Source organism: Paenibacillus sp. P4_A9 (assembly GCF_056402415.1).
In genome coordinates this window covers 18,943-39,244 of sequence record NZ_JBFUHL010000051.1, presented here as the reverse complement: position 1 = coordinate 39,244, position 20,302 = coordinate 18,943, and the positions used below count along the sequence as shown (strand labels likewise).

At 48.3% G+C, this 20,302-nt stretch carries 24 protein-coding genes; 19 read left to right on the top strand and 5 right to left on the bottom strand.

Annotation, left to right across the window (positions count from 1 at the left end):
- On the top strand, positions 1–2,965 hold a 2,965-nt coding region (locus AC1DVJ_RS23945), incomplete at its 5' end, for an Ig-like domain repeat protein (protein ID WP_477594059.1).
- Positions 2,966–3,382: 417 nt separating this feature from the next.
- A complete protein-coding gene (lepB, locus tag AC1DVJ_RS23940) occupies positions 3,383–3,898 on the top strand; it encodes a signal peptidase I (protein ID WP_477594057.1) in 516 nt (171 codons plus the stop codon).
- 17 nt (positions 3,899–3,915) lie between these two features.
- Here the strand turns inward: lepB and AC1DVJ_RS23935 are convergent, their stop codons facing one another.
- Entirely contained in the window at positions 3,916–4,206 is a 291-nt protein-coding gene (locus AC1DVJ_RS23935; protein ID WP_477594055.1) for a hypothetical protein, read from the bottom strand.
- Between the two features lie 15 nt (positions 4,207–4,221).
- Entirely contained in the window at positions 4,222–4,353 is a 132-nt protein-coding gene (locus AC1DVJ_RS23930; protein WP_477594053.1) for a hypothetical protein, read from the bottom strand.
- On the opposite strand from AC1DVJ_RS23930, the gene AC1DVJ_RS23925 reads away from it, so the two are divergent.
- The 17 genes from AC1DVJ_RS23925 to AC1DVJ_RS23845 all read left to right on the top strand — a co-directional run bounded on the left by AC1DVJ_RS23925 (position 4,348) and on the right by AC1DVJ_RS23845 (position 18,292).
- On the top strand, positions 4,348–5,229 hold the full coding sequence (locus AC1DVJ_RS23925; protein ID WP_477594051.1) for an ABC transporter permease: 882 nt from the start codon (positions 4,348–4,350) through the stop codon (positions 5,227–5,229). The genes AC1DVJ_RS23930 and AC1DVJ_RS23925 overlap by 6 nt on opposite strands.
- A gap of 24 nt (positions 5,230–5,253) precedes the next feature.
- Positions 5,254–5,841 (top strand): TetR family transcriptional regulator, encoded by a 588-nt coding sequence (locus AC1DVJ_RS23920; RefSeq protein ID WP_477594048.1) that lies wholly within the window; start codon positions 5,254–5,256, stop codon positions 5,839–5,841.
- A 15-nt stretch (positions 5,842–5,856) separates the two neighbouring features.
- The gene (locus AC1DVJ_RS23915; protein ID WP_477594046.1) at positions 5,857–6,834 is read left to right on the top strand and encodes a PfkB family carbohydrate kinase; all 978 of its coding nucleotides are present in this window, start codon (positions 5,857–5,859) and stop codon (positions 6,832–6,834) included.
- A 193-nt stretch (positions 6,835–7,027) separates the two neighbouring features.
- Positions 7,028–8,056, top strand: coding sequence for a TIR domain-containing protein (locus AC1DVJ_RS23910; RefSeq protein WP_477594044.1), 1,029 nt, complete (start codon positions 7,028–7,030; stop codon positions 8,054–8,056).
- Positions 8,053–8,244, top strand: coding sequence for a hypothetical protein (locus tag AC1DVJ_RS23905; protein ID WP_477594042.1), 192 nt, complete (start codon positions 8,053–8,055; stop codon positions 8,242–8,244). Before AC1DVJ_RS23910 ends, AC1DVJ_RS23905 begins: the two co-directional genes overlap by 4 nt.
- Positions 8,245–8,466: 222 nt before the next feature.
- The gene (locus AC1DVJ_RS23900; protein WP_477594040.1) at positions 8,467–9,174 is read left to right on the top strand and encodes a CpaB family protein; all 708 of its coding nucleotides are present in this window, start codon (positions 8,467–8,469) and stop codon (positions 9,172–9,174) included.
- Between the two features lie 183 nt (positions 9,175–9,357).
- The gene (locus AC1DVJ_RS23895) at positions 9,358–10,593 is read left to right on the top strand and encodes a CpaE/TadZ family protein (RefSeq protein WP_477594037.1); all 1,236 of its coding nucleotides are present in this window, start codon (positions 9,358–9,360) and stop codon (positions 10,591–10,593) included.
- A gap of 23 nt (positions 10,594–10,616) precedes the next feature.
- Positions 10,617–12,122 (top strand): ATPase, T2SS/T4P/T4SS family, encoded by a 1,506-nt coding sequence (locus AC1DVJ_RS23890; RefSeq protein ID WP_477594035.1) that lies wholly within the window; start codon positions 10,617–10,619, stop codon positions 12,120–12,122.
- Positions 12,123–12,226: 104 nt separating this feature from the next.
- Entirely contained in the window at positions 12,227–13,051 is an 825-nt protein-coding gene (locus AC1DVJ_RS23885) for a type II secretion system F family protein (protein WP_477594033.1), read from the top strand.
- A gap of 13 nt (positions 13,052–13,064) precedes the next feature.
- Positions 13,065–13,964, top strand: a complete 900-nt coding sequence (locus AC1DVJ_RS23880; RefSeq protein ID WP_477594031.1) for a hypothetical protein — start codon at positions 13,065–13,067, stop codon at positions 13,962–13,964.
- A gap of 22 nt (positions 13,965–13,986) precedes the next feature.
- Entirely contained in the window at positions 13,987–14,136 is a 150-nt protein-coding gene (locus tag AC1DVJ_RS23875) for a hypothetical protein (RefSeq protein ID WP_477594029.1), read from the top strand.
- A 16-nt stretch (positions 14,137–14,152) separates the two neighbouring features.
- Positions 14,153–14,299: a hypothetical protein gene (locus AC1DVJ_RS23870; protein ID WP_477594027.1), complete on the top strand. Its 147-nt coding sequence runs from the start codon at positions 14,153–14,155 to the stop codon at positions 14,297–14,299.
- Positions 14,296–14,721, top strand: coding sequence for a hypothetical protein (locus AC1DVJ_RS23865; RefSeq protein WP_477594025.1), 426 nt, complete (start codon positions 14,296–14,298; stop codon positions 14,719–14,721). Before AC1DVJ_RS23870 ends, AC1DVJ_RS23865 begins: the two co-directional genes overlap by 4 nt.
- A gap of 16 nt (positions 14,722–14,737) precedes the next feature.
- Positions 14,738–15,220 (top strand): hypothetical protein, encoded by a 483-nt coding sequence (locus AC1DVJ_RS23860; RefSeq protein ID WP_477594023.1) that lies wholly within the window; start codon positions 14,738–14,740, stop codon positions 15,218–15,220.
- 83 nt (positions 15,221–15,303) lie between these two features.
- Complete coding sequence (locus tag AC1DVJ_RS23855) at positions 15,304–16,491, top strand: M24 family metallopeptidase (RefSeq protein WP_477594021.1); 1,188 nt, start codon at positions 15,304–15,306, stop codon at positions 16,489–16,491.
- A 117-nt stretch (positions 16,492–16,608) separates the two neighbouring features.
- Complete coding sequence (locus tag AC1DVJ_RS23850; RefSeq protein WP_477594019.1) at positions 16,609–16,815, top strand: hypothetical protein; 207 nt, start codon at positions 16,609–16,611, stop codon at positions 16,813–16,815.
- 70 nt (positions 16,816–16,885) lie between these two features.
- A complete protein-coding gene (locus tag AC1DVJ_RS23845) occupies positions 16,886–18,292 on the top strand; it encodes a glycoside hydrolase family 16 protein (RefSeq protein WP_477594017.1) in 1,407 nt (468 codons plus the stop codon).
- Between the two features lie 94 nt (positions 18,293–18,386).
- On the opposite strand, the gene clpP is transcribed toward AC1DVJ_RS23845, so the two are convergent.
- Genes clpP through AC1DVJ_RS23830 form a run of 3 tightly spaced genes read right to left on the bottom strand, consistent with a single transcriptional unit; the run spans position 18,387 to position 19,954 of the window.
- Positions 18,387–18,971 (bottom strand): ATP-dependent Clp endopeptidase proteolytic subunit ClpP, encoded by a 585-nt coding sequence (clpP, locus tag AC1DVJ_RS23840; protein ID WP_477594015.1) that lies wholly within the window; start codon positions 18,969–18,971, stop codon positions 18,387–18,389.
- Between the two features lie 58 nt (positions 18,972–19,029).
- Positions 19,030–19,347 (bottom strand): hypothetical protein, encoded by a 318-nt coding sequence (locus tag AC1DVJ_RS23835; protein ID WP_477594013.1) that lies wholly within the window; start codon positions 19,345–19,347, stop codon positions 19,030–19,032.
- 13 nt (positions 19,348–19,360) lie between these two features.
- Positions 19,361–19,954: an ArsR/SmtB family transcription factor gene (locus AC1DVJ_RS23830; protein WP_477594011.1), complete on the bottom strand. Its 594-nt coding sequence runs from the start codon at positions 19,952–19,954 to the stop codon at positions 19,361–19,363.
- Positions 19,955–20,302 lie beyond the last annotated feature (348 nt).

Here is a 20,302-nt window from a genome sequence, read left to right as displayed (position 1 = left end):
CAACGATGCGGGACAGTCGAATGGCATATTCGAGTTCTGGGTGGACAATGTGCTGCAGTCTCAGCAAACGAATCTGAACTGGGTAGGCAGCTACAGCGAGTACGGGATCAACACGATCATGCTGGAAAACTACAACAACTCGGCACCGACAGCGTCAATGACACGTATGATCGACAATTTTGTAGTGAGCACACAGAGGATCGGACTGACGGTCGCGCGCCAGACGCCTACGGTCACGCCCACTGCTTCCGTAAGCGAGGCGGTCTACGGCAGTACGGTCACTTTGCAGACGGTAGTGGCATCGACATATGGCGGCGGAGCATCGACGCCAACAGGGACGGTCACTTTCTTAGACGGCGGTCAGCCGATCGGCAGCCCAGTGACGCTGGTGAACGGCACGGCGACGTTAACGAAAACCGATCTTGCCTTCGGTCGGCATAACATTACCGCCACGTACAACGGGAATACACTGTATAACTCAGCATCGTCGACAGCAACGGCATCAGTACTGATTGTAAGCGGTTACGGCTCAGGAGCCGGTCTAGTCACGCAGGAGTGCAGCAATAAGCAAGCGGGGTGGATTTGGTGCGATGATTTCGAAAGCGACCGGTTGAGCTCGTACTTCGAATATCAGAACACGAGTAAGTTCGTGCGTGCGGATGGCGCAGGGGTATCCGGCTCTAAAGGGATGAAGGCGACCTGGTCGGCCGGCAGCGGCGATGCGGGCAACCTGAAGGTAGCGTTCGGTCGGACACCGGATGCCTATCTCAAGGCCGTAGACGAGGGGACCGAGAACTACCGGGAGATCTATTGGCGGTTCTACGTGAAGAACGGSCCTACTTGGACAGCGACCGGGGCGCAGAAGYTGTCGCGAGCGACCATCATGGCAAGCGCGGACTGGAAGCAGGCCATGATCGGCCACATTTGGTCAGCTGCTCCGGACAACAATTACTTGTCGCAGGACCCGGCTTCGGGGACCGATGCAGCAGGGACGCTGAAGACGACGCAGTACAACGACTTCAACAACCTKCGCTGGCTAGGGAAGCTGCAAGGCAATGTGCCKTTCTTCGCGACGGACATGAGGGACAAATGGCAGGCAGTAGAAGCGCATATCAAGCTCAACGATGCGGGACAGTCGAATGGCATATTCGAGTTCTGGGTGGACAATGTGCTGCAGTCTCAGCAAACGAATCTGAACTGGGTAGGCAGCTACAGCGAGTACGGGATCAACACGATCATGCTGGAAAACTACAACAACTCGGCACCGACAGCGTCAATGACACGTATGATCGACAATTTTGTAGTGAGCACACAGAGGATCGGACTGACGGTCGCGCGCCAGACGCCTACGGTCACGAGCACAACTTCCGTAAGCGAGGCAGTCTACGGCAGTGCGATCACATTGCAGACGGTAGTGGCATCGACATACGGCGGTGGAGCACCGACGCCAACAGGGACGGTCACATTCTTAGACGGCGGCCAGCCGGTCGGCAGCCCAGTGACGCTGGTGAACGGCACGGCGACGTTGACGACAACCGATCTTGCGTTAGGCCAACATAGTATTACAGCTACATATAGTGGCGATGCACAATACTATTCACAAGTCTCGGTGACTCAGGCAGCGGTGCTGATTAAGCAACAACCGCCTGTGCAGCCTTCTACCGGCACGACACCTCCCCCATCCGGTTCAGCCGATGTGGTTAAAACTCGTATTACTGTTGACGGGCAGAGGGGAGACAGCGTCTCTATCAATGAGCGGTTGGCAGAGCGATTGATTAGCCAACAGGCAGCTTCCGGATCAGGCGTAATGCGTCTGGTTATTGACGAAAGTGGTACGGATGGAAAGGCTGATTTCCTCAAAGTGGAGATATCGAAAGAGGCGGTATCAAAGCTCGGCAACTCTTCGTCTCCCTTAGCAATCGAGACGCCAAGCGTGACAATTACCCTAACGCAGCAGACGTTGTCCTCGCTTCGTAAAGACGGTTCTGACGTTTGGTTCCGAATTGTTCCAGAGCGCGAGACCGAAGAAGCGGCGACCAAGAATCGCATCGTTGCTACGACTGAATTGCAAGTGTTTGCTGAAGGCGGAGTCATAACCACTCTTGGCAAACCGGTCAAGATTGAGACGAACGTGAACAACCGACCGACTCGCCTGGAATTCCCGATCTCTGCTGGCGATTTGCCACTCAACCCTGAGGCAAGAGCTGCGTTCCTTAAGCAGTTGTCCGTGTTCGTAGAGCATAGCGATGGGGAAAAGGCTGTCTATCGGGGCGAGGTGAAATATGATTCAGCTATGCAACCGGTAGGACTCCTTATCGATATCGATAAATTCAGTATTTTTACAATGGTAAGTGTGACCCATCCTTCCGTGCAATGGGAACGTTATATGTTCGGCTACGAGGATGGCACCTTCCGTCCTGATGTTTCCATTACCCGGGCGGAGATGGCGGTATTGATTAACCGACTTTTGTCGGAACGTCTTCCTACCAGCGTGTCAGCGCCAGTGGCTATGAACTACGTTGATATGGCTGCCACTCATTGGGCGTATAAAGATGTTTCCAAGTTAGGCACAGTCGGAATTATGAACGGGTATCCCGACCAGACGTTCCAACCGGATGTACCAATCACGCGAGCTGAATTCGCCAAGTTGATCGTGACCCTGCTGCAGCCAGCAACGGGTAAGAAAGCATCCGACAGCTGGCTGGATATCAATGCCCATTGGGCGGAGGCTTCTATCGAATCCGCTCAGGCTAACGGATGGATGACAGGCTATCCCGATCATACTTTCCGTCCCGATCGTCCGCTTACGCGAGCTGAAGCCGTCACGGTGCTGAATCGCTTGTTGCAACGACCGGTTAACGAAGGGGCGGCATCGCCAACTTGGACCGATGTTCCTGCTGCCCATTGGGCTTGGGCTGATATCATGTCCGCTTCGGCAACATTCAAAGCTCCAGCCGTCCGTTAGTGGTTATCAATGAGGCACCATAAACCATTCGACCGATCAATCAGGCAAAAAACCAAGGTGGTACCGCGATATAGAACTCGTCCCTGTTTCAGGGGCGGGTTCTACTGGTTTTTCGCTTTTCTTTTCAATCCTATGTACAAATTGGAGGCTGTATAGCGAAGAAAGCAAGTGAAATTTGCAGAAAATGTTTGGAGGAGTAGTAGTTGTTTGTTCTTCGAACGGCTTGTTGTTAATATGACGACACAAACCAGAAATACCAGATGCCCCACGAAGTTTGCATGACGCAACTAAGGTTGTTGGAACAGTTCTTCCAAAAAAAGGTTTACTTTTCCAATTTAATGGATTATTATACCAAAAGAAACAAAGTTTTTAAAAATTGAATAATAACCCGTTGAAATGGAGAGGAGAGTTCAATTCATGAAAATAATTAAAAGTTGGGGAATAAGCCTTCTAATTGCAATCGTTGCGACGTTGACTATTAGAACATTTGTCGCAGAAGCTATGATTGTTCCGACTGGTTCGATGCTTCCAACCATTGAAATTAATGACCGATTAGTTGTTGAGAAAATAATATGGATGGATGATTATCAGTTTGGTGATATTGTTGTGTTTTATCCACCTATAACCGAGAAGGTTAATGAAAGGTATGTAAAAAGACTCATAGGAACTCCTGGTGATGTGATTGAAATTAAGAACGGGGCACTGATTCGTAATGGTGTAAAAGTATCCGAAACTTACTTAAACGAGCCAATTCGGTATGAATTTGGTCCGATTACTGTCCCCGAAAACAAATACTTTTTTTTAGGCGACAACCGTAATAATAGTTTCGACTCTCATTTGTGGACTACCCCTTTCGTGGATAAAGAAAGGTTGATAGGGAAGGTAGTTTTAAAAATTCCAACGCATTTAATTGATAAGAGGGATTTAAGGTAAGCTTTTTACCTTTTCTCCTATCTAAATGTCATGGGACTCACCCTCTCTTCAATCTCCTGCTGCCGGTTGTAGATCAAGACCAGAACGGGCGTTTGAACGCGTCCTATGCTGAAGACATCCTTAACCGCTTCATTGTAGTCATCCGGTTCCTTCAGCTCAACCAAATGCCCAATTGCCCATGTGACGTTTGCACCGCTTGAGAATTCCTTGCATGGACTGATAGAAAGAAAGCCGTTTTCCTTTTTTTGGGGAAACGGCGCTGCCAGTTTACGGGCTTGGTCTGGTTTTTCGGCTAATATTACTCTCATTATGACATCACCCCCTCACATTGGCAGAAGTTCATCGATATTCTTCTCATCATTAGTTTCTTTCTTCGCTTTCTCTTCTTCCTCAATCAGCATATCGACAACATCATTTAAGGCTGCTTGATCGATTAAATCCTCATCCAGTTGCATATTTCGCCGGACTTTTCGAAGAAACTTCAAACGCCAGGGCAAACAGCACCGATTACCTATACAGTGAATGAGTCGAACCCGTCCATGACAAAGTCGATCATGCAGGCTGTGGCGGGGAACATTACGGCAACGGTGAATAAAGAGGCCGTCGCGGCAGGGGCATCGGCTGTTTTGACTCAGATGAATCCGCAGCTTCCCGCTGAACAAGCGACTCAGATCGCACAGGGACTTTCGAGTAAAGTAAGCTCGGACATTCAAAGCACCAATAAGGTCAAGGATATGCCGAATCAAATGCTGCCGATGATGCTCGTATTAGCATCCATTGTGGGTACGATGATCATGGGAATGAACTTTAGTGCTTCTACCAACCTAATAGGCGCTTCTTTATCTAAAATGCAAAAAATGGCCGCACGTATCGCGATAACAGTGATTGCTGCGATTGTCATTGGACTCATCAGTGCTACTATGGTTGTTGCATTGGGCGGGCAAGTCGATAAAGGCTTTATTGCACTTTGGGGCTTCGAATCGTTGTTCTTATTAACATTTGCATTGGTTGCACAAATGTTTTTGACATTGTTTGGGAACGCAGGTATGCTATTTAACATTGCTATGTTATCCCTGCAGTTGGTCTCCTCTGGTGCGATTGTGCCAAGAGAGCTCCTATCGAATTTCTATCATTCCATCAGTAATTTCTTTCCTGCGACTTACGCGGTGAACGGGTTGATGAGTATTTTGTTCGGTGGACCTGGAGTTGGCAGCGAAGTTGGCTTCTTAGTGTTGATTGCCGCAGTGGCACTCAGCATTGATATGCTAGTTGTTTTTGCAAAAAAAGCAAAGACAGCTCCAGCTCTAGGTCGTGTTTCATCAAACGCTTAACGATCGAATAGGAGGACGCTAGAGATGGTTCAACAAGAGTCAGATATGAAAATGAAAATTGTGCTGGCAGCGAAAAAGCTCTTTGCGAAGCATGGTTATGATGCAACTAGCGTTCGTCAAATATGTGAGGAGGCCGGGGCTAATGTGGCTCTGGTTTCTTATTATTTTGGTGGAAAAGAGAGCGTTTTCTATGAAATATTTAAGCAGTTTTTTCCTGTGGAAAAAATAACGGAATTTATTAAAATCGAAGATCCGCTGGCAGGTATCCAATTGGTGATTAGGGAAGTCGTGAAGCTTCGAAATGAGGATCCGCAGATGATCAGTCTGATTCAGATGGAGATTATCGCAATTACCCCGCGTGTAGAGAAAATGAGGGAGCTGGTTTTTCCGCTATGGAAAAAGGTTCGTGATCTCTTAGACACGGGTAGAAAAGATGGGATATATGAATTTGAATCCCTAGATAGCACGCTCATGTTCGTACTGGGAGCTATGTTCTTTTATAAGCAGAGGGAGTTTTTCGAGCCGATGTTTACGGAAGAACGGCCGGATCTGGAGACGTTGATTGGACAGACAACCACATTCGTTATGCGGGCGCTCGGTTATCAAAAATAGTGGGGAGTGAATGTAATGGGTAAAAATACAACCATCGTGTGTTTGGGTGAACTGTTGGTTGATTTTGTGCCGGAGGAGAACGGGCAAGCGCTAGCCGACGTAACGAAGTTCGGGCGGGCGGCGGGCGGAGCTCCGGCGAACGTGGCTGCGGCGGTCGCCAAATTAGGCGGCGACGCAAGGTTTATAGGCAAAATCGGCCGGGACCCCTTCGGCGATTATCTCGTTCGCACGCTCCAGGACGTGGGCGTGCAAACGGCTGTGCTCCAGACCGACGAGGCGAAGACCGGTCTGGCTTTTGTTTCACTGCGCGCGGATGGTGAGCGCGATTTCTTGTTTTTCCGCGACCCGGCGGCGGACATGCTGCTGCGCGCAGACGAAGTCGAGCCGCAGTGGCTGGAAGATGCCGCGGTTTATCATTTCGGCTCGGTATCACTGATCGCCGAGCCCTGCCGTACCGCGACGCTCGATGCTGCGCGGAGAGCAAGAGCCTTTGGCGCATTGGTGTCGTACGACCCCAATGTGCGGTTAGCCCTATGGCCGAGCGCGGAAGCCGCTCGGACTGAGATCCTTGCGCAGCTAGGGCTTGCGGATGTGGTCAAGGTCAGCGAGGAGGAAATCGAATTCCTCCTCGGCGTGGACGCGACCACAGGTGCGCAGCAGCTGCTGCAGAGCGGGCCCAAGGTGATTATTATCACCTTGGGGGCGCAGGGCTGCCGCGTCGTAAGCGCGCGGCAGGATGTCGTGATCCCCGGCGTGCCTGTGGCAGCCGTGGATACAACAGGCGCCGGCGATAGCTTCGTCGGCGGCATGCTCTTTCAGCTGGCGTCGCTGGGCGTGACGCCAGACACAGTCGTTGACGCACTGGCCGAGGCCGGTGTGGCTGAGCGGGTTTTCGCCTTCGCGAACCGCGTCGGGGCGATTACCACGACCCGCAGGGGAGCGATTCCTGCGTTGCCAACACTCGCAGAAGTTAATAAGGGGATCCAGCTATAAGCTGGGTCTCCTTTTTTAGGTATTTGCAAAAGTTAGATAAGCTGCTACTGAGTGAGGAATTCGCTCGGGGTCAATTTTTGTACTGTCCTTTCACAGTATGTCCGCAGGTAAAGTCGATGAAATCAATCTTTCCACTATGTTCCATAAGTGGTACACTTGTTATCATTATCTATTCATAAAGGGGTCTACTGTTGTGGCCAATCCGCCGAAACCTAATACTTTTATAGGTTCATCTAGGGAAGCAATGCAGCTAGCTAACGCCGTTCAAGCTCAAATCAGTTTTTGTACACAAGTAACTCCTTGGTATGCTGGCGTTTTTAAAGGAAATGAATATACGATGGAATCTCTGGAGAAAGAATTGGATCAACACGACTTTGGTATATTTATATTTGCTCCTGATGATGTCGCATTGCATCGGAATAAATATGTGTTTATAACACGAGATAACACTTTATTTGAAATGGGTCTTTTCTGGGGGAAGCTACGACGAAATCGTGTGTTCGCCATCGTCCCAGCTGAGGTCCAAGATCGGGATGATCTGATCAAAGGGGAAAAAGTGGCGGACTTCCATTTGTTGTCGGATCTTCATGGGCTAACGCTGTTAAAGTATGATCTGCGTACAGATGGCCGCGACGAGGCTGCAGTTTCTGTAGCATGTCAGCAAATCATTAGAAACATAAGAGATCAAGGATTTTATGCAGATCCCAACAGGCAACTTGCTGAAAAAGAATTTGAACTTCACCAAAAGCAAAGCTTATTGCACTTTTTCTGGGAATACAATCGTAACATTACAATTCCTAGTACGAAAGAGAAATATGATGCCTTGAGTGAGGCTGTCCGTAATTCGATCCTTCCTCCTGATGGGTTCCGCGTAACAGGTTCAGCTTTTTGGCAGAAGAAAGACAACGATGGGATCGGACAAGTCGGTGGTAATGTAGGGAGGAACAAATTCTATGCCTTTAGCGCTAATCACGGGAAGGCTGACGGAGCAGATATCATCTACGTTGTGGATGTTTATTTAAATGCGAAATGGTCATTTTACAAAGACCAAGATGTTGCGCCGTTATATGTGCTATGTTATCCTATAGGTAGTCAACATGTACTTTCCGTACACTTCTCAGGGAATATGCAGCTAACTGAACCAGACCTATCGTCGATTGTGAGTGTCAATAATGATCTGCTACGTACCATTAACCACTTAATTGGAGGGGATTCCGTATGAAACGTGATATGAATAGAACGGGACGTAATGGAGCCAAATCCGGCCTTAAAATGGTTGGTCGTACCGTAAGAAAAAGCGACAGTAATACAATTAAAATATATATTGGACCTTCAGTCGAAGGAACCGATAAAAAATATGTAAAACTTCTTAGCGGTGATGTTGATCGTAGAAAACCATCGTTCGCATAAGTCAGGGAGGAAACCTCATCGGTTGAGAGGTTTCTTTTTTTTGCTGATTTAGGCACGTTTTGTAAATAGATGTTGAAAAATGGAAGTTTATGTGATACTTTTATTATATTGTTTCGAACTTATTGCTCATACAGTTTGATTTGCGAAGAACGCAAATTTCGGAGATGGATTTTCCGAGGTTTGCGTTCTTTTTGTTGTGTTTTGAAGGGAGGAGGTGATCGATTGAATCGCAGGAGAAGCCTGCTAATTAGTGTGGTTGCTGCGGTGCTGGCTGGATTGCTCGTATACGGGGTATATGTGTTGCAGGTGAACCAGGTTGAGATGCAGCAGACGGTTCAGGTTGTGGTTCCGAGGGATTTTATACGTGCGGGTCAGTTTATTCGTGCCGATATGGTCGAGTTCAAAGCGATTCAGAAAGGAAGCTACACTGTGGACATGATGACGAGGCTTGCTGATGTTGTTGGACAGGAATCGATGATTCCCTTGGGCACGCAGGAGCCGATTCTGAAGTGGAAAGTGAATCGCTATCATCTATTGCCCAATGAGCAACAGGCGACTTTTCAAATTCCCAAAGAGTATCTGCTTTCTGTTTCCAATGGCATCCGCGCTGGAGATCGGGTTCGTATGTATGTGTCGGGGAGTGACGGCAGCTCACGCAGGCTTTTTGATGAGAGGGAAATTGCAGTTGCTTCTGTGAAGTCCTCTGCCAATGTGGAGGTGGATAATCCAAAAAATTCAAATCTGTTCTCCAAAGTTGAGGGAGATGAACAAAAGATGTACACCTCAAGACTGGAAGCTAATGGTGCTATCGACCAGATCAATCTGAATTTGACGGAGAAGGAATGGCTCCAGATTGATCAACTATGTTCCACGAAGAAGGCTAAGCTGGTTATTGCCTTTAGCTCTACATCGATATTTGAAGCGGAGTAGGGCGAGTGAAGGGGGCGTCGGTAGAGCGTAGGGTGTCGGAGATAAGTGGAAGTACGAACACTCTGAGTAGGTGCTGGGGGATAAGAGTTTGTGGAAGTACAGTCAGCTTTGGGCGTCGGGGAACACGACATACAGTAAGTTAGGTGTTGATATTCTGAAGAGTAGAAAGAGAGGTGAATCCATGTGCAAATCGGTCTAGTGTCGACGGATCAGCGTTTGATTGATGAGCTTACGAATGTGGTGTATGCGAAACCGTTTGGGTGGCGAATATTTTCGGAGGCGAATGATTTACAGCCTAAATTAATGGAGCAACCGTACTCGTATGTCATTATTTCTGATCGGGAGCTAGCTTACGGGGAACTGGAAGAGTTTCTGGAAGGCTTGCAGGGGCAAGATCCTGCGATGAAGATCATCGTGTTACTTTCGAATTATCACGATGCCTCGATCAATGAGAAATATGTGAAAATGTGCAAGCTGATGAAGCTGGATTATATCCTCCCGGGACGCAGTACGGCTATGATTGCGGATGAAATCCGCGCATGGGTCGATGGGTCGAGTGGAGGGCAATCGAATCAGGCGCTTCCTGGTAAATTGGTTACGTTCGTTGGCTCTACACCGAATATTGGTACGACGTTGGCGTCTTTTGGCGTGGCCTGTCTGTTAGCGATGGAGACTTCGAAGAAGGTTGGCTATCTTTGTTTGAATCTCAAAAGCTCAAAGCTCCATCGATACCTGGGGCGCGAAGAGCACCTTGTTACGTTAGATGGGTTGAGGGCGGAACTGAAGGCGCAAAGCTTAACGCCTGAAAGGCTACTCCACGTTTGTGATAAGCCGAAGGAGGCACATGGGCTGCACATTTTATACGGTAACATGCTACGCGAGCAGGCTGAGTTTTTTACGCCAGCAGAAATTATTCATTTGTTGCGGGTGGCGCGAGGCGCTTTTGACATCTGTATTATCGAAGTTAGCGCTTATTGGGATAATGCGGCGACGGTTAGTGGGCTGCTTGAAGCAGATAGCAAAATCGTTGTCACGACAGGGGATATTGCCCATTTTCAGGAGGATTTCTCAAGGTGGATTCGGCAGGTTGGGTCTGTATTTGGCTTGCAGCCGGATGCTTTCGAGCTTATGGCTGTTCAAACGGATCGGCATGCGAATCAAAGTGAGTTCACGATCAAAGATATTCGCAAGGAAACGCAGCTGCACTTGATTGGACATGTCAGCAGACACGGGGATGCGCTTGCTCGTTGCAACCAAGGTAAGCTGATGGAACTAATGAGCTCAGCGCATCCGATGCATCAAGAGGTGAAGGCTGTGGCACGGAAATTGGCTGATTATTACAAGCTGCCTCAGAGGATGAGTGTGCGTCAGGAAACATGGTTTCAGAAGCTTATCGCCGGCAAACGTGCGGTTAGCTAAATTAATTTCAGGAGGGTAAGGGAGTGAGTGGGAAAAGGTTTTCGATGATTACCTACATGCATGAACGTAGGACGGAAGAGGCAGTGGTTGGATTCAATCACTATCCGAAATTACATGCAGCAGGATTAAACGATCCCAAGGATGGGATGGTCGAACGGACAAACGAAGTGCGTGCAAGCAGTAACGGCCAGGATCAGGCGGGTGAGGAAGCTTTTTTCCAGCAATGGGTTCAGGAGATTCGCAGTGAGCTTGTTTCCTTGAAAGGCAGATCAGAAAGCGAAAAACAGCTGTACAATGAGACGTTGAATCGCGCTATTTTGGGCTATGAAGAGGATCGTGGCAAGCTGCTGGCAATTATACATGATCTCGTGTCGAAAAGAAGGCTTTCGGTTATTCCTCCTCGGACTAGTGGTTATACGACGTTGCCTGAAGCGATTTTTGCTGAAATTATCGGCTTAAATGTCCTTGAACTTGTACTCAAACAGAAGGAAGGCTTAGAGGAGATTCAGGTTGTGGGGAGGCAGATTTTTGAGGTGCGCGGTGGTATGGCAAGACCTTCTCTCTATGAGCTTCCATCGATCCGTGAATTAGAGCGAATTCAACAAAATTTGGTGTTATTCAACCACGATACTCTGAATCCTAGGAAACGTTGGGCAGAGGTTGTGCTCCAAGATGGTTCACGTGTGACGATGACGGGCTTCGGATTCACAGCAGAACCGACATTAACGATTCGATTTTATACCGTAAAAAGATTTGATTTAGCCTCGCTTACCTCGCCAGACCTAGCCACGATGGATGCCCGCATGGAGCTATTACTTCGTTGTTTCATCCGCACCTATTTCAATATGGTCGTCATTGGACCGACAAACTCAGGTAAAACAAATCTAATCAAGGCGATCATTGCCGAAATGGACGATAATGAGCGAATCATTACGATTGAATCCCGATTGGAGTTGAATTTAAAGCGAGATTTTCCGTATAAAAATATCGTCGAATACGAAATAGACGAGGAAGATCCGAGGCATTCAGGTTTGCAGGCTTTTAAGCTGGCGTTACGGCAGTCCCCGAAGCGCATATGTCACGCGGAAATTCGGGATGAAGATGCCAATTTGTATGTTCGTGCTTGTACGCGTGGCCATAAGGGCAGCTTGACGACGGTCCATGTGAGTGAGCTGGAGGATGTGCCGGATGCGATTACTGATATGTGCATGCTGGATGGGAGAGGGATGGATTCGAAGCGGCTGACGAAGCGGATTACTGAATTTGTGACACATATCGGCATTGAAATGCAGGTTGTTCACGGTAAAAGAAAGATTGTGCGAATCGTCGAATACCGGTATGAAAATGAATGCGTTTTCGTCACGAATCTAGCTCTTTATGACAACTCGACAGACAAATGGACATTTCCCGGGAAATTGTCGCTTCATGCATCGCGAAAAATACGAAAAGCAGATGAGGCAAGTTTCTCGCTGCTGATGGAGCACGGATTTATCGAAAAGGTAGGGAAAGAAGGCGATTTAGAGCAGTGATTTTCGCCAAATATGTCTTTCTCTTGTTGTTATTTGTGCTTGTTTTTGTGGTTTTCCAAGCTTTGCTAGAGCTACTGGTCCGACAACGCAAAGCCAGATTCAGGTTGTACTATGTAAAAAACGCCACAGTTAGCGCGAGATTAAGTGCTTATTTGGAGACATGGGGCTGGGTCTATAAGCACATGAAGGAGCTACTGGAATCCGTCGAATCTAAATTTAGCATGCGAGCGATACTGACGACAAGTCTAATTGGATTGTTGATGGGGTTGTTGGCTGGGGGATTGTTTTTTCAATCCTTAAAAGGAGCCATTATCATAACTATGATCGGTGCTTCGCTGCCCTACTTGCTGCTTAGGGTCAAGCTGGTGAGTGTTCGGTTGCGTACGAGGTTAGAGTTTCTTCCTGCTGTCGAAGTGTTTTACCAGTCTTATATGATGGACCCTGATCAAAATATGAAGATCGCACTGAAGTATTGTCTAGAGGAAAATCGAATCCTGTATCCGATAAAGCCTGTTTTCGAGCAGTTATATCGTCATTTGATGACACAAAGGGATACAGAGGAAAGCTTGCGAATTTTCTCCTTCACGCTCGGTCATATCTGGGCAGATTATTTTACGGGGATCATGCGTGTGGCCTTGAAAGAGGGAAGCTTTGTCGGAGATAGTTTGAAGGAGCTCATCACGGATATGCGAAAAGCTCAGCGATTTGATCAGATGGAACGAAATCGACTGTTGGAGATTCGCATTGCGAATTTCACACCAATCGGATTCATGGCTTTATTCATGTGGATTAATTTCAAAGTGAACGCAGACAATGCTTATTTGTATTACGTGATCGACCCAGCGGGGCGGAATATGATTTTGGATGCCCTTTTATTGATATTTGTATCGTTTTTGATGGGGATCTACTTATCCATGCGAAGAATGTGAGGAGGTGAATATTTTGGTTTTGGTCAACACCCAGTTGTTAATGCTGCAGTACGCTTCGCGTTTGCTAGTATTTATACTTTTGATGATCATGATTTACCAGGGCCTTAGGTACATACCGTTACGCAAGAAGAGATGGCGATCTCTGCATGTAAAAAGCACGCTAAAAGAGTCTGAAATCCCCTCATGGTTGTATAAAATGCTTGGGATGAGCACGAAAGCGGTGGAGGAGAAGCGCCAATTGCTGTTGGGGTGTGGCATTTGGATGAATGCGAACCTGTATGAGGGGGCGAAAAGGTTGCTTTTAGGTGGTTCGCTTCTAATCGGAGGTATGGGGTATGCGGCTTTCCAGCATCCTTGGCTCACGTTGCATATGCAGCCTGCTTATGTTCTTGTTGGTGCTGTGGTGGTATCGATTTTTCTAATATGGGATGGAAAAGTGCTGGCACAGTTAAAAGAAAAGCGATCCCAGCGCATCGTGCGGGATATTTATGGAATCAGTCGACAACTCTTGTACTATAATGATTCGAAATTGAATTTGCATGACAAATTATCCTTATGTGTTGGTCAGACGGCGTCGATTCGAGCTCATGTTCAGCTGCTTCTAAATGAATGGTATCAGGGGGCCGAAGAGGCGATTTCCCATTTTAAAAGGAGACTGGGAACCGAGGAAGCTCATAGCTTTGGAGAGACGCTAAATGCGCTCAGGTTGAATGAACATGGGGGCTATTATGAGCTGTTAAAGCAACGCATTCAGGATTATAAAGAGAAAATGGAATTGATTCGGGACAGCAAGAAGGAAACGGTATCGTATGTGCTTTTTGTGCTCGCGGGACTGCCGATTCTGAATACATTTCGGGTGTTTATGTACCCATGGATTGCCGAAGGACAGCGATTATTTGACGCTATTAATTAATAAGCGATGGGAGAGCGAGTAAATGAGAAATATTTTAGTAACGGTGATGATGCTGATTGTGGTTGCTTTGTTGTTTACGACGATTATCAATGATGGGTCCACGGGGATGAGACGTAATATTAATACGCATGGGACTACTGCAAATACGAATATCAACGCACTTCAACCATAGAAACGGCAGGGAATGAATGAGGTCTATTCTTGTAACGGTGCTGTTGTTGATTGTCGTTATCGGTATTTATTTCGATGTTGTTGGGGGGAGCACGGGGACACGCAGGCAGGTTAGTGATAGTGGGGGTAGAATTAATGGGTCTATCGAGCGGATTAATCCATGAAGCAGATTTTGGTGTTTATCCTTTTTTCAACCATGCTTTGTTGGTTCATGTTTGCCCCGGTTTATAAGCATATTGTGATTGTTCGGCAAGCTGTACTGCAAAAGGAAGTCGATTATTTGCTTGAGGTTGGCGCGAATGGCAGCCATGGGTATATCAATGGTGCGATGATTGCCGAATCCCGGGTGCGTTTGGCGGAAAGAGGCTTCATCCCTGGAGAAATTGAGTATGTAGTTGAAACTAGCACAGGAGTTAGTGGGATAAATGATGGGGCCCCGGTTTGGCGGGGAACAGGCATGCGGTTGACGATGACTTATCCGTATCACCGGCTTTTTGTAATTGATCAGCTTGTCGGCATTACGGTCCCCGCTGCCTCTGAGCGTATGGGCGCAACAGGTATGAAAATGAGTGAATATGTGCCATGAGAGTTGAGGGATTGGCGTGTATAAGCTGCTATTAATGATGTTAATGAGCGTGGTGTTTATGTCGTTATATGCGCTTCAAACGGATGAGGAGTTAGCGATGCATACGGTATTCCAAGGGAAGCATGCGCTGAACAATGCCGTACATGCGGCTGCTCAGCAAAGTGACGGGGCGAAGCTAGCGCAAGGCATCCATTCGATTGATGAGACGAAGGCGAGAGAGGCTGCTATGGCCTATTTGCAGGCGAATTTACGCTTAGATGAAGATAATAAGCCATTGCCTGAAACTTTTTTGCAGAGTACGGTGGTGGTTGAACTATTTAAGGTTGTTAATGAGGGAGAAATATTTCCCTATACTTATCAGGATGTTGCGCACGACTACACGGTTACGCTTGATCGACCTGGGGTGATTATGTTTATTCGAGTGGCGTTCCCGCGAACTTATACGGTTTTGCAGCCGATTACTTGGACGATTAAGTCTTCGGCGGAGATGGTGTTTTGATCTGGCAAGAATGATTACAACGGGTATTCGTTGTATAATGAGGGAGAGGTGTGAAATTAAACGGCATATAGGAGTCGATTCGAATGACAATTTTTCAGCAAAGGCAGCAATTGCTGCAAGATGAGATGCGCAAGCGAGGGTGGTCAGGCTTCCTGGTCACACAGAACGTCGATATATATTATTACTGCGGTTCGATGCAGACGGGATATTTGTTCATTCCGACGGATGGCGAAGCGATTTATCTCGTTCGTCGCAGTTTGATGCGCGCGGAGGAGGAAGCAGCAGCGGCCGTCGAAGCGCTCGGCTCTTTGAAGACGCTCGGCGAGCGGCTTCGCGCGCGCTGCGCAGGTGTGGATGCAGCGGCGGTTGAGCCGCTGCGTGTGGCGGTAGAGCTGGACGTGTTACCCGTCCAGCTTTACTTGCGGCTGCAGACCGCGCTGCCAGGCGCGGTCTGGGAGGACGGCTCGCTGCTCGTACGAGAGCAGCGCATGATCAAATCGCCGGACGAAGTCACGGCGATTCGGGCGGCAGCGCGCGTCGTCGACGACGCGCTGGAGGCGGTCATCCCCCACATTCGTGAGGGGATGGCGGAGGTTGAGCTGATGGCGCTCATCGAGCATCAGCTCAGACTGCGCGGGCACCAAGGGCTGATGCGCATGCGTGCGTACAATTCCGAGTTAATCACCGGAATGGTCGCGTCAGGCGCATCGGCAGCGGTGCCCACCTATTTTGACGGGCCGGCCGGGGGCACGGGGCTCCACCCGTCCAGCCCGCAAAGCTCGGGCCGCGCGCTGATTCGGCGCGGCGACCCGATCCTCGTCGATATCGGCTGCACCATCGACGGGTACTTGATCGATCAGACACGTACGCTCGTGATCGGCGATGTAGACCCTGAGCTGCAGCGAGCCTATGACGTGGCGGAGGAGGTCCTCCGAGCCACGGAAGCCAGGTTGCAGCCGGGCACGATTGCCGAGCATCTGTATCTGCTCGCGCTGGATCAAGTGCAGGAAGCTGGGCTGAGCGCCCACTTCATGGGGTACGGCGCTGACCAAGTGAAATTCCTTGGTCACGGCATCGGGCTCGAAATCGACGAGCTGCCCGTTCTCGCCAAGGGCTTCAAATACCCGCTGGCGCCCGGCATGGTCATCGCGATTGAGCCCAAGTTCACCTTTCCGGGCAGAGGTGTCGTTGGTATTGAAGATACGTATCTGATCACCGAAGGTGGATACGAAAAATTGACGGTATCCCGTGATGGGATACGACAGATATAAGCCGAACGAGTCCTGCGGGACGTCGTGTCGGAGTACAGTAAACCCTGCTGTCCAGTTTCTTAGGAAACGGATGGCAGGGTTTTGTGCTAAGTAAGAGGAGGAGGAGGAGAAGCTTGTTTGCTCATCAAGGTACCTATCGCCACTATCCCCCTCGCTCAGATCAGCAAGCAGTGGGTCATTGGACGGTATCAGCAATGGTCGATTCAAATTCTGAGCAGTGGGGATAATGCACACAGCTGCCACATCAGGTGTGGGTGGGAAGTCAAAGAGATCTACGTGAATGCCATTCACGAGGATCTCTTTTTTCTGCATGGACAAGCATGAACGAGCATGTCAGCCCGCCAATCGTCATAACATGATAGCGATTACAATTTGCGGTAGGAGGAATGAAAGGATGGTCAGGAAAAAGGTAGGGGGAAAAATGATGAAGCGTGCGGGGGCACTCCTCTTGGCCGCGGCGCTTTTGATTCCACAAGTTCTGCAAGCACCGAAGGCGGAGGCGGCTGATTTTCCAGCTAATCCAATTAGTAAGCCAGGTTGGATCTTAGACACGAACGATGAGTTTAATGGTACGAGTTTGAACCAGAGTTTGTGGATTCCTAAGTTTCTAGAAGCGCGGACAACAACGGAGCGATCGCAAGCCAACTACATATTTAGAGATGGGGCTATCGTGCTTCAAATTTTGCCTGACCAACTGACCTATAAGGTAGGCGGAACGACCAAGGTTTCTTCGATTCAAACGGCGGCCAAAGATTATCTGCATTTGGATGATCTGTATCAACATATCCCGACAGATATTAAATATGCGACGAAGTATGGTTATTTTGAAGTCAGAGCCAAGTCGCAGAAAGGCAGCGGCATGCATACAGCTTTCTGGGCAACCGGTGTCGAAGACGAGGCGTGGCAAGAGCTGGAAGTCGATATCTCGGAGCATCCTGGCAGTAACGTGCAGCAAACCTTGATGAATTTCTACAAATGGGATGATCAGAATGCAACGGATTCGGCTGCATCTGTTAATGTGGGGTTCGACATGACGACGGAGTATCATATTTATGCGATGGAATGGGATGCATCAGGGATTAAACTTTATGTGGATAACCAACTCAAACGCACGTATGCCTACTCGCCGAATTATCGGATGAATTTCTATTTAGGCATCTATGAAAATGCAGGATGGACGGGGCCTCTGGATACAACAATTCCTTATCCCAAGGAGTTCGCCGTTGATTATTTCCGCGCATACAAAAAAGATCCTAACGGCACAACTCCCACACCGCCCGCTGATTTGCTCAGCGATAACTTTGAAGACGGCAATGCAACAGACTGGACAACGGGACTTGGCAGCTGGAGCGTGGTAACCGATGGCTCTAAAGTGTTCCGACAAAGTGCAACAACAGGGGAAGGTATTGTGACGAATGGGATCACGCTTTGGCACAACTATTTTGTAGAGTCGAAGGTGAAAATAGCAACCGCCAACGGTGGGGCAGGGGTCATTGGACGGTATCAGGATGCCAACAATTATTATATGCTTCGCTTAAATGATACGGGGGATAAGCTTCAGCTGTATAAGAAAATTAGCGGTACCTTTACGTTACTACAGGAAACATCGGTTACCGTTAATTTGAACACTTGGTATAAGCTGAAGCTAGTGATGAATGAAAATGTCCTCGATGGTTATCTGGATGATGTGAAGAAAATCAGTGGAGTGACCGATAGTTCAATCTCCACAGGAAGTATTGGGCTTCGCACGTTTAATTCGGATGCCAAATACGATGACGTTGGGGCAGGACACAACTATTAATCAAGAGAGAAGGGCATCCAGTGAAATATTGAAAAAGCGACACGCAAACTGTTACCAGTTAGCGTATCGCTTTTTGTTTTTGTGTGGATTGAATCTATTGGATTCGCTCAATCACCTTATCAATCAAACCATACTCCCGCGCATCCTTAGCTTCCAAGAAGTAATCGCGATCTGTATCCAGTTCGATTTTCTCGATGGGTTGTTTGGTCGTTTCGGAAAGAATGCGATTGAGCGTACTGCGTGTTTTGAGAATGTGCTGCGTGCGGATAAGAATATCACTCGCTTGCCCCTGCGCGCCTCCCCAAGGTTGGTGAATCATGACTTCGGCATTCGGAAGCGCGAAGCGTTTGCCTGGAGCACCAGCAGTTAGGAGAACGGCTCCCATGGATGCTGCCATCCCTACGCAAATCGTTGATACATCTGGCTTAATGAAGTTCATCGTGTCATAAATCGCAAGCCCTGCTGAAGTAGAACCACCCGGTGAATTAATGTAGAGTGAAATATCCTTCTCAGGATCCTCCGCGGCTAGGAACAAAAGCTGGGCAATAATCGCATTGGCTACGTGATCATTAACCTCTGTGCCAAGGAATACGATGCGGTCTTTCAGCAATCTGGAGTAAATATCGTATGAGCGCTCTCCGCGCGCGGTTTGTTCGACAACCATAGGTATGAAGCTCATTGAAATCATCCTTTCCAAATTAAAAATCGTTATTTAAGCTATTAAGTTGTTAATGCCATTAAGCTGCTTTGCAATGAATCGTTGTCGCGGGTATCGTGACCTTCTGACCAAAACCGGAAGAAACGATAATCAGTCGGTAGGGGGCTTCATTTGGATAAGAAATCAACTCGCGAACAGTAACTGTTGCTTCGGTTTCTATGGGAGTAGCGTCTTGTCGGCGAAAGGTTTCGATGGAGATCACGTTTGTTTTAGCGGATTCTGAGATATGTGCAACAGGCTGTTCCCATGCGATGACAGGTGATACTGATGACGGAGCTGTATCCCGCTGTGGCTGATTGGCTGCATTCTCTTGCTCTTTTTCATGCTCAAGACTCATGGCAAATGCCTCCTCATTCCTTCGGTTTGGGGTAAACGGCTAGCAAAACATGGTATGCGTCCTGAGCCGTATCCTGAACAGCTGGGTAACGCTCCACCAACTGCTGGACAATCATGGCATATTCCTCAATAAACGCTTGCCGCTGCTGCTCCGTGCATAGCTGTACTTGAAGCTGTAGCGTCGCACTCGGAATCACTTCCCCCTCGTCACATTGCTCCATCAGTAACATGGCATCTCGGCGAATTCGCTCGGAAGTCGTCACAAGGTGGGCGAGAGAGCTCTGATCCTTCAGCTTTTGCAAGGTTTCTGGCTTCATGCTGAGGGATTCGGCGAGTACAAAGGTTTTGGCGATAGATCGATACAGCACCTCGACTAAATTGCGCACTTGGCGTGTACCTATGCGCTTTACTAAGCCGGCCTTCTCCAACGCCTTAAGGTGATAATTAATGCGCTGAGCAGTCTCGCCTAAGGTGCGCGCCACTTCGGCTGCGGAGCCAGGTTCTAAGAGCTGGGCGATGATCTCGCCGCGAAGCGGATTAAGCAGCACAGTTGCCTGCTCAGGGGACTCGATGTAGTAGCTGTCTTGGATCTCTTTGTCTAGTGGCATGGAGTGGATAGCCTCCGTGTACAAAGTATATGTTACGTACAAATATTTTATTACGTTGGGGCGGGAAAGTCAATGGACGGGGGGATGACAGCTATCGGTTGACAAATAAGTTTTGAAGTAGACAAATAAGTTTTGAAGTGACAAATAAAGTTCTGATCTGAAATGAAGTATAGAACCAAGATCTATTTGGCGAGATTGTATAGTACCAAGATATATGGGACATTTGTCCTTAGTCAGCAGTTGCGTTCACTCCATTGGGTGAACGCATATTTTATTTTAGGGGGAATGAATGATGAATAAAGGTAGTGCAATACGCAAAACGCAGATGAATAGACTTAAGGATGGTAG

Excerpts from the sequence above, each read along its gene's own strand:
- AC1DVJ_RS23835 (WP_477594013.1), bottom strand. The coding sequence starts at position 19,347 with ATGAGTCTTGAGCATGAAAAAGAGCAAGAGAATGCAGCCAATCAGCCA.
- AC1DVJ_RS23865 (WP_477594025.1), top strand. The coding sequence starts at position 14,296 with ATGAAGCAGATTTTGGTGTTTATCCTTTTTTCAACCATGCTTTGTTGG.
- AC1DVJ_RS23905 (WP_477594042.1), top strand. The coding sequence starts at position 8,053 with ATGAAACGTGATATGAATAGAACGGGACGTAATGGAGCCAAATCCGGC.
- AC1DVJ_RS23920 (WP_477594048.1), top strand. The coding sequence starts at position 5,254 with ATGGTTCAACAAGAGTCAGATATGAAAATGAAAATTGTGCTGGCAGCG.
- lepB (WP_477594057.1), top strand. The coding sequence starts at position 3,383 with ATGAAAATAATTAAAAGTTGGGGAATAAGCCTTCTAATTGCAATCGTT.
- AC1DVJ_RS23915 (WP_477594046.1), top strand. The coding sequence starts at position 5,857 with ATGGGTAAAAATACAACCATCGTGTGTTTGGGTGAACTGTTGGTTGAT.
- AC1DVJ_RS23930 (WP_477594053.1), bottom strand. The coding sequence starts at position 4,353 with ATGCAACTGGATGAGGATTTAATCGATCAAGCAGCCTTAAATGATGTT.
- AC1DVJ_RS23870 (WP_477594027.1), top strand. The coding sequence starts at position 14,153 with ATGAGGTCTATTCTTGTAACGGTGCTGTTGTTGATTGTCGTTATCGGT.
- AC1DVJ_RS23855 (WP_477594021.1), top strand. The coding sequence starts at position 15,304 with ATGACAATTTTTCAGCAAAGGCAGCAATTGCTGCAAGATGAGATGCGC.
- AC1DVJ_RS23875 (WP_477594029.1), top strand. The coding sequence starts at position 13,987 with ATGAGAAATATTTTAGTAACGGTGATGATGCTGATTGTGGTTGCTTTG.
- AC1DVJ_RS23845 (WP_477594017.1), top strand. The coding sequence starts at position 16,886 with ATGGTCAGGAAAAAGGTAGGGGGAAAAATGATGAAGCGTGCGGGGGCA.
- clpP (WP_477594015.1), bottom strand. The coding sequence starts at position 18,971 with ATGAGCTTCATACCTATGGTTGTCGAACAAACCGCGCGCGGAGAGCGC.
- AC1DVJ_RS23935 (WP_477594055.1), bottom strand. The coding sequence starts at position 4,206 with ATGAGAGTAATATTAGCCGAAAAACCAGACCAAGCCCGTAAACTGGCA.
- AC1DVJ_RS23830 (WP_477594011.1), bottom strand. The coding sequence starts at position 19,954 with ATGCCACTAGACAAAGAGATCCAAGACAGCTACTACATCGAGTCCCCT.